Genomic DNA, 7,568 nt, shown 5'->3' on the forward strand with positions numbered 1-7,568 from the left:
AACAGTCTCTCTATTTTTGCTGTTTGCGGTAGTAACAGGTTTTTAAATCTTCGCCTAGCTGTTCAACAGATTGTAATTGCCATTGCGGGGCTTGTGCCAGTTGCTGAACATGCGGCAATTTGCACAGGCCTCTGGCTTGATCGCCGAGTAATTTAGGCGCAATATACACCAACAATTCATTGACTACATTCTGCTCAATTAAGGCACCCGCAAAAGTGGCCCCACATTCTACCCATAAGCTGTTGATTTGGCGTTCCCCTAAGGCTTGCATTAAGGCAGAAAGTGCGGTCTGATTTTCCTTAATTTCTAGCTGAATATGTTGGCAGAAATCGGGGAAATCCGCTAAATCACGGGCTTTATCACTGACCAACCACACCGGCGAATCTGTGTTGAAAAGCTGATGGGTTGGCGACACTCGGTGCTGAAAATCCCAAATAATACGCACCGGTTGGCGAACATTTTCAATCGCATATTCTTGCTGAATGGCTGTTGGTAACTGCGCCCAACGGACATTTAAGCTCGGATCGTCCGCTAACACCGTGGCGGCGGTGGATAAAATTGCCGAGGATTTTGCCCGTTCTTGTTGCACGTCTGCACGGGCTAACTCGCCGGTAATCCATTTGCTCTCACCATTCGCCATAGCCGTGCGACCATCCAAACTCATAGCCAATTTTAATTGTACAAAAGGCAAGCCCGTTCGCATACGGTGCAAAAAGCCTTGGTTTAACCTTTCGGCTTTTTCTTGCAATAATCCCACCGCAGTTTCAATGCCTGCCTGTTGCAACATCTGCAAACCACGGCCAGCCACTTGCGGATTCGGATCTAACATGGCCGCAATCACTTTGCTCACACCTGCCTCAATTAAGCCTTTGGCACAAGGCGGTGTGCGTCCATAATGGGAACAAGGCTCCAAGGTCACATAAGCCGTGGCATGTTTAGCTTGTTCGCCCGCTTGGCGTAATGCCATGACTTCAGCATGCGGTTCGCCCGCTTTGAAATGAAAACCTTGCCCGACAATTTGCCCCTGTTTGACCAACACACAACCCACCGAGGGATTTGGCGAAGTGGTAAACCGGCCACGTTCGGCTAAATCTAAAGCAAGTTGCATAAACTGGTGATCTTGTGGGCTAAATGTCATCAAGTAAAGTCCTTAATTTTATCGATTTCTTTGGAAAATTCGTTAATATCTTCAAAACTTAAATACACCGAGGCAAACCGAATATAAGCCACTTTATCTAATTTTTTTAATTCATCCATGACTAAATTACCCACTAATTTACTCGGCACTTCTCGCTCGCCTGTCGCTTGTAATTGATGAATAATATGGCTCACCGCTTTCTCTACATCATCTTCGCTGACGGGGCGTTTCCCCACCGCATGCTGAATACTCTGACGGAGTTTCAACTCATCAAAAGGTTCTCGAGAATCGTCCTTTTTGATCACTCTTGGTACAATTAATTCAGCGGTCTCAAAGGTAGTGAAACGCTCGTGACATTGTATACATTCACGACGACGGCGAACCTGAAACCCCTCGGCCACCAAACGGCTATCAATCACTTTCGTTTCTTCGGCAGAACAAAACGGACAATACATAACATTCCTTATTTTTCTAATACTTGCTTCGTTTCTTTATCCATTTCTACATTAATTTTATGATCCACCACCACATTCATATTAATGGTAATCCCCTCTTTCGGCGTTTCCAACTGTACGGTAGGCGTACAGCCAGTCAGCAATAGGCTGGCGGCCAGAAAGTGCGGTGTCAATTTTATGTATTTTTTCATCATTCAAAAACCCTGTTGAGCATGGCTTAAGTTTAACACAGCCTGAGGGGAAATCCTACACCTCAACCTTAGGGCTGTTGAGGTTTCAAGGCAAGACATTATTTTCTTTTTTGATAGAGTTGATATTCTAAATTCTGTTCAAAGGTGGAACCATAATTTATCATATCCCACAATTCATAGATATTTTCTTGATGATTATAATTCAAGGTAATGGGATGTTTATTGCGTTTCGTCGGATTATAACCTTGAATATGTGAGGCTAATGTCAACATGCCATTGGGCGTTAAATTGACTTTGGCGGTTAAATTTTGCAAATTCATATTACTCACCACATCTGCTAAAATCCCTTCAGTTAACCCACCGGATTTTAGCCCAGTGATCAGTTCTGGCCCCAATTTTAAGTTCACATCTTGCTCGTCCGTTTTGGTGACTTCGCCGTCACAAATAATACAATGCTCATTTTCCAACCAAAATGGGAGCGTCGCATTCACCCGCCCCGACAGGCCCACTTGGGTATATTCTGCCATGGTTAAGGCTTGCGATAAATCAATATTATGTAGCTGTACATTGGCGATTTTTTGTTGCGGTAAAGCAAATTTATTCACACTCATTTCGCCACCCAGTAAATTAAATTTTAATTCACTCAATGTCAGCGGGCGTTGTGCCGAATAAGGGTAATAACCTTGCACTTTCACACGCAGATTTTCAGCCACTAACACACCTGATTTCAGGTAATTGACCGACACTTGCACGGGATTTTTCACCAATTCTATGCGACTATTGAGGTAACGATAAGGCAACGCAAATTCAATGCCTCGCAATTCACCATCAGGAAACGCCACCTCCGCTTGTCGAATGGAAAAATGGCCACCCATTTGTAAACCCCGCTCGGTGCTGATATCAAAATCGGTTTGTCCTTTGATCGTGCCATTTAAAATTTCCCATTCCCAATTCTGCGGAAATAAGGTTTGGAACACTTTCGCAGATTGTTCTAACCAATATAGTCGCCCCACCAATTCATCATTGCGATAATGGGCAAATAATTTTATCGGGCCTAATCCGCCTGCGGTCATATTACCGGCTAAATTAAAATCTTTGAGCGCTTTGCCATCAATGCCTAATTCCAACACCGGTTTAACAAAATGCCCGCCGTAATCTAAACCAATGTCGGGAATGCTGGCTTGCAGTAAGCCTTGTAATTTCTCTTCTTCATAATACCAATGCAAGGTGTCTTTTAAGCGCATTTCAACCTTGGGGACACGGATTCCTGAGGTATAAAATTTCCCCAAATGGGCTTGTAATTGTTGGATTTCCACATGATCCGATTGCCATGCGCCTTTTCCGCTTACAGTAATTGGGCTTTTCAGCGCTTTCACATTGGCTTTGCCGTTAAAATTCCATTTCCACCAGTTGCTGTCACTGCTTTTCAAGATCACCCCATTGCGTTGAAAATCATCTGTACGCAAGGCGAATAATGAGGTAATCCCCGCCACAAATTGATTGGCTTGACCGTCTAAATGTAAATCAATATCCGAAAATTGGGCGGTGTGGCCTTGTAAAAAGGCTTGTAATCTTCCCCCTACGCCATACTTGCCAATAATCACATCTGTCATAGGAATTCTCACCGTCATATTGGCATTAGGCTCTTTCCAATTCACCCGTAAAGTGGATTTATCTTTGAATAGGGCAATCATATCCTCTTGATTGCCTCGTACATCAAACGCCGTGTCGACATAAGCAATGGACTGGCCGTATTTCACGTTGCCATGCGCTTCCAAAGGAATATTAAGACTGTCTTTGTTGATCGTACCTTGTGTACCATAAATCACAATATTGCCTTTGCCCGCCTCACCAGAAGAAAACAAACTCAACCGTACGTCCATATTGAGCGGAAACCAATCTTCTTCTGGTTTTCGTAAGGTTAAATTTAGCACCCCTTGCAAAGGCTGTTCCAATGCCGAAATATCCCAATAAAACTGGCTTTTTTCAATCTGAAATCGGTCTTTTTCCACCTTAAACGGCACATTTAAAATTGGCTGTTGATGTTCCACATCTTGCAAAACCAAGGTGCCTTGCCGATCTTGCCATTGCAAGGATAAATCCGCCTGCGTTAAGGCTAAATCGGGGCGTTGCCAATGTAAATTGAATTTCCCCTGTTCAGGAATATCCAATATATTTTGTGATAAGGCAAATTGAAAATCTGCTTGATGTTGCTGATCCGCTTGGGGTTGATAGGTTAAATGGCCACTCACTTGCTGTTCGGCTAAGGTTGCATTGAGTTGAATCAGCTCACGCTCGGGCGTTTTGCCCGTCGCTTGTAAATGGAGTTGTTGATCTTGATAAGACAAAGCGGCGCTTAATTGACTTTGCAATAATTGTTGCAGCGCAGGCGAACTGATGGCCTCCGCATTAATCACCTGTAAATCCGCAATTTCTACGCTCACATCAGGCAAACTGGCCAAAAGTGCGGTTAAATTAAATTCTGTTTTTGTGGCGTCGTCTGCACTCGGTATCTGTTGAAAACAAGCATAATCAAGGATAGCCTTTTCCGCCTGTAACGTGCGTTTATCCCACCAATAGGCTTGAACATTTTCTAATTGCACTAACGGACAAGCCACGGGCTGATTGAGATTCAGCGTAAAGCTAGGCAGTTCCGCCCCTTTGGTGGAGAGCGTGTTTTTTTCACCGATTTTAATGGAAATATCTTGTCCGAGAAAATGATTCGCCAGTTGCTCAATATGGCTCGGTGACAAGGCAAATAAGCTGATTGCCACCACTGCGAGTAACGTTACCGAAACAGAAACAAGACATTTTTTAACCATCTGCTTTCTTCTCTATATGAAGTACGCTAACATGGCCCAAATCGGTAAAAAACTGGCAATAAACAATAACAGCATTAACGCAGGATAATTGAGTTTTATTTTTCTAAAAATCGTCACCGCTAAAATGCCCATTAATGCCAAATGTGATAGGAAATAAAGCACCACAGCAAAATCATTGGCAAAATGCACCGCACTTGGATTCCATGCCATAAAAAGTAGTACCGACAGGATATTCAGTACCAACAATACCGCCATAATAAGCGGTAATAAAGCGATCAAACCTTGCAAGCGGTTACGTGAAATCACCAAGGCTAAATTGGCCAACACTACCCCAATAAACAGTTGGGCAAAGGGGCTATAAATCAAATAGGGTGCGCAATTCTCAACCATTAACAGCACATAGAGAACGATAGCAATCAGCCCAATCATTCCCCCCGCCAATAACCACGTATCACGGCGATCATCCTCTTGTGTCGGTTGTTTTAAGGCAATGATAACCATCAATGCCCCGCAAAAACAGAGCGCTAACGTGGTTAACGGGCGGATGTCATTTAACAATCCAATAATGCCGATAATCACCCAATACAAAGCAAAAAAGCCCTGTGCAGCCATTAACCGCCCACGTTGACCGGGGCAGATTTCCCCTTTGAAAAACACCACAAAACACAACAGTTGTGCGGCTAAAAAACTCAATGGCAACGCACGCTGTTGAAACATCATCACGTAACTTTCGGGAATGCACGCCAATAAAATCGGCATGATGGAAAAAAGTGCGGTGCGTTTTAAAGGGGTTTCTTCTGACATAATCAATCCAATCAATGTTTAAAATGATAAATAAGCGGCCATCACCAGCGCATTTTCACGCTTGCCCTCTGGTGTCGGGTAATAATCTCGGCGCACACAGACTTCATTAAAGCCACATTGTTCATACAATTTTTGGGCGTTATGGTTACTTTCTCGCACTTCCAACCAAAGGGTTTTAATGCCTTTTTGTTGTAATTGCACCAGTAATTGTTGCAGTAATTGAAAGCCTAATTTTTGCCCTTGAAAAGCGGGATCAATGGCAATATTAAATAATGTCGCCTCATCCACCACGATTTGACTAATGGCAAACCCGACAATCTGCTGATTAACGCTAATTTTAAGATTATGATAACGCTCACCCTGATTATTTTTCAAGGTGCCCATGGACCAAGGCACTAAGTGCGCCGCCTGTTCAATCTCAAAGAGGCGTTCAAAATCCTGAGGTTCAATCCATTCAATGCGGATATGACTTGACATAGCGTTCCTTATTGACGTTTTTTCGGCAAGCGATCCACGTCGGTTTTTTTCTCAATTTCTTGTTCTTGATAATCAAACACCGGCAACCCCCATTCAAAACGGATCGCCAATAAACGGATAATAAAGCCACTGAGTAAAGTGATGATCACTACAATATCATGCTGAATACCCAGTTCATGCAAGGCAATGTAAATACAGGTCGCCAATAAGGCCACACTGGCATAGAGTTCTTTTTGAAACACCAGCGGAATACGGTTACATAATAAATCACGCAACACGCCACCGAATGCGCCCGTGATAATGGCGGCGATAGTGGCAATAATATAACCATGACCCATATCCAAGGCAATTTGTGCGCCAATAATGGAAAACACGATCAACCCAACGGCGTCAAGTACTAAAAAAATGGTACGAAAATAGCGCATAAAGTGGTTAATAAAGGGCGCAATAAACACGGTTAACACCGCCGCCGTGGCCACAATAATAAAATATTCGGGGTGTTTCACCCAACCTAGCGGATAATGCCCTAACAACACATCTCGCACGGACCCACCACCAATGGCGGTCATGGAGGCAATAATAATCACCCCAAAAATATCCATTTTTTCTCGCCCAGCGGCTAATGCCCCCGTAATGGCCTCGGCGGTAATACCAATGATATAGAGAATGGAAAGTAGCATAGGTTTTGATTGTTGGTAAAAAGTGCGGTTGATTTTAGCGTAGTTTGGAGGAAATAGCAAAAAAGGAAAATCTATGCGTTATCCCACACTTTCGCTGACGTTGTAGCCTCGCTAGGCAAGTCTGCGCTTGATATCGTTTAGTTTGTTATTTTAGGAATGTTTTATATGTAGCTTCAGCAATCAAAAGCTCATCAAATTTCTTGATGATTTGTTCTTCACTACATCCTACTGAACAATTTATAATAGATCTGAGTTGTAATATTCGACCATCAGTACTCTGCAACACTTTCACATACACTTCAGAATGATTTAGCTCATTAATTTGAAATAAACTTAACGGCTCATGAATATCATTTTCAAAAAATATTGTCGCATCGTCAACAAAAACTACAGCAGTTCTTGTTACCCATGCATAATTAAACACAAAACCGTATTTACTTGGTCTGTTTACTACCGAAAATGGCACATTATGTTTTTTCGCTGTTTTAACCAATATTTTTCTATATCAGAAAGTCGCCAATCATCTTTAACTTTCACGGTTCTTTCACTCGCAAAAGCATTGATAGTCATAGATAACCCTATAAATAGTAACAGAATAGAAAATGTCTTTTTCATAAACAATATTCCTTTTGCATTTAAATCAAACCTATATGATCTTTTGTGTTCTCAATTCTCTAAGCAAGGTGTTGATATTATCGGAAACGGTTGATCTTGTCGCTTCTGAATCATAGCCTGGTATTTTAGGTAGTGCTTTATGTGTTAATTAGAATAGCCACAGCGTGGCGTAACTATGCGTAACCCCGTACGCCAGTACGGGGTATTGTAGGATAAAAAGACAAAAACCCCAGTCACTCTCGTAACTGGGGTTATCTTAATAATAAAAAACCTGATGGCGACCTACTCTCGCATTGGGAGTCCCAACACTACCATCGGCATCACAGCATTTCACTTCTGAGTTCGGCATGGGTTCAGGTGGGGCTACTGCATTATGACCATCAGGA

Annotated in this window: 8 protein-coding genes and 1 rRNA gene; all 9 read right to left on the minus strand. The window is 42.7% G+C overall.

What is annotated here, in order from left to right:
- Positions 1 to 10: 10 nt before the first annotated feature.
- The gene (gene ribD / locus ACTG7L_RS09165) at positions 11 to 1,138 is read right to left on the minus strand and encodes a bifunctional diaminohydroxyphosphoribosylaminopyrimidine deaminase/5-amino-6-(5-phosphoribosylamino)uracil reductase RibD (RefSeq protein ID WP_439328278.1); all 1,128 of its coding nucleotides are present in this window, start codon (positions 1,136 to 1,138) and stop codon (positions 11 to 13) included.
- Positions 1,138 to 1,593 (minus strand): transcriptional regulator NrdR, encoded by a 456-nt coding sequence (gene nrdR / locus ACTG7L_RS09170; protein WP_439243056.1) that lies wholly within the window; start codon positions 1,591 to 1,593, stop codon positions 1,138 to 1,140. The genes ribD and nrdR overlap by 1 nt, the downstream gene beginning before the upstream one ends.
- 8 nt (positions 1,594 to 1,601) lie before the next feature.
- On the minus strand, positions 1,602 to 1,784 hold the full coding sequence (locus ACTG7L_RS09175; RefSeq protein WP_439328284.1) for a YnbE family lipoprotein: 183 nt from the start codon (positions 1,782 to 1,784) through the stop codon (positions 1,602 to 1,604).
- A 98-nt stretch (positions 1,785 to 1,882) separates the two neighbouring features.
- Positions 1,883 to 4,606: a YdbH family protein gene (locus ACTG7L_RS09180; protein WP_439328279.1), complete on the minus strand. Its 2,724-nt coding sequence runs from the start codon at positions 4,604 to 4,606 to the stop codon at positions 1,883 to 1,885.
- A gap of 12 nt (positions 4,607 to 4,618) precedes the next feature.
- A complete protein-coding gene (locus tag ACTG7L_RS09185; RefSeq protein ID WP_439328280.1) occupies positions 4,619 to 5,410 on the minus strand; it encodes a hypothetical protein in 792 nt (263 codons plus the stop codon).
- 18 nt (positions 5,411 to 5,428) lie between these two features.
- Entirely contained in the window at positions 5,429 to 5,887 is a 459-nt protein-coding gene (gene rimI / locus ACTG7L_RS09190; protein ID WP_439328281.1) for a ribosomal protein S18-alanine N-acetyltransferase, read from the minus strand.
- A gap of 8 nt (positions 5,888 to 5,895) precedes the next feature.
- Positions 5,896 to 6,567 (minus strand): trimeric intracellular cation channel family protein, encoded by a 672-nt coding sequence (locus tag ACTG7L_RS09195; RefSeq protein ID WP_439258393.1) that lies wholly within the window; start codon positions 6,565 to 6,567, stop codon positions 5,896 to 5,898.
- A gap of 145 nt (positions 6,568 to 6,712) precedes the next feature.
- Positions 6,713 to 7,060: a hypothetical protein gene (locus ACTG7L_RS09200; RefSeq protein ID WP_439328282.1), complete on the minus strand. Its 348-nt coding sequence runs from the start codon at positions 7,058 to 7,060 to the stop codon at positions 6,713 to 6,715.
- A gap of 391 nt (positions 7,061 to 7,451) precedes the next feature.
- Positions 7,452 to 7,567: ribosomal RNA gene (gene rrf / locus ACTG7L_RS09205) — 5S ribosomal RNA — on the minus strand.
- Between the last annotated feature and the right edge of the window lies 1 nt (position 7,568).

The organism is Lonepinella sp. BR2357, from assembly GCF_051851525.1.
Classification (GTDB): domain Bacteria; phylum Pseudomonadota; class Gammaproteobacteria; order Enterobacterales; family Pasteurellaceae; genus Lonepinella.